General features: G+C 54.1%; 1 rRNA gene. It reads right to left on the bottom strand.

What is annotated here, in order from left to right:
• Positions 1-1,374, bottom strand: a 23S ribosomal RNA gene (locus F4V61_RS21955); the annotation flags it as partial.

Here is a 1,374-nt window from a genome sequence, read left to right as displayed (position 1 = left end):
TCAAGCGCCTTGGTATTCTCTACCTGACCACCTGTGTCGGTTTCGGGTACGATCTGATGTTACCTGAGGCTTAGAGGCTTTTCCTGGAAGCAGGGCATTTGTTGCTTCAGCACCGTAGTGCCTCGTCGTCACGCCTCAGCCTTGATTTTCCGGATTTGCCTGGAAAACCAGCCTACACGCTTAAACCGGGACAACCGTCGCCCGGCCAACATAGCCTTCTCCGTCCCCCCTTCGCAGTAACACCAGGTACAGGAATATTAACCTGTTTCCCATCGACTACGCCTTTCGGCCTCGCCTTAGGGGTCGACTCACCCTGCCCCGATTAACGTTGGACAGGAACCCTTGGTCTTCCGGCGTGCGGGTTTTTCACCCGCATTATCGTTACTTATGTCAGCATTCGCACTTCTGATACCTCCAGCAACCCTCACAGGCCACCTTCGCAGGCTTACAGAACGCTCCCCTACCCAACGACACTTAGTGTCGCTGCCGCAGCTTCGGTGCATGGTTTAGCCCCGTTACATCTTCCGCGCAGGCCGACTCGACCAGTGAGCTATTACGCTTTCTTTAAATGATGGCTGCTTCTAAGCCAACATCCTGGCTGTCTGGGCCTTCCCACATCGTTTCCCACTTAACCATGACTTTGGGACCTTAGCTGGCGGTCTGGGTTGTTTCCCTCTTCACGACGGACGTTAGCACCCGCCGTGTGTCTCCCGTGATAACATTCTCCGGTATTCGCAGTTTGCATCGGGTTGGTAAGCCGGGATGGCCCCCTGGCCGAAACAGTGCTCTACCCCCGGAGATGAATTCACGAGGCGCTACCTAAATAGCTTTCGGGGAGAACCAGCTATCTCCCGGTTTGATTGGCCTTTCACCCCCAGCCACAGGTCATCCGCTAATTTTTCAACATTAGTCGGTTCGGTCCTCCAGTTAGTGTTACCCAACCTTCAACCTGCCCATGGCTAGATCACCGGGTTTCGGGTCTATACCCTGCAACTTAACGCCCAATTAAGACTCGGTTTCCCTCCGGCTCCCCTATTCGGTTAACCTTGCTACAGAATATAAGTCGCTGACCCATTATACAAAAGGTACGCAGTCACCCCACCACTAAGCCCCCTCTGCTTCTTTTTAGGTTGAACGTCGCTTTCGCTCCGTTAACCGCATCTTCCGCAAAGGATGCGTATGTGGAGTTCACCACTGGCTTAGTGGTGGGGCTCCCACTGCTTGTACGTACACGGTTTCAGGTTCTGTTTCACTCCCCTCGCCGGGGTTCTTTTCGCCTTTCCCTCACGGTACTGGTTCACTATCGGTCAGTCAGGAGTATTTAGCCTTGGAGGATGGTCCCCCCATATTCAGACAGGATACCACGTGTCCCGC

It is taken from the genome of Salmonella enterica subsp. arizonae, assembly GCF_008692845.1.
GTDB classification, from domain to species: domain Bacteria; phylum Pseudomonadota; class Gammaproteobacteria; order Enterobacterales; family Enterobacteriaceae; genus Salmonella; species Salmonella arizonae.
This window is presented reverse-complemented; position numbering and strand designations above follow the sequence as displayed.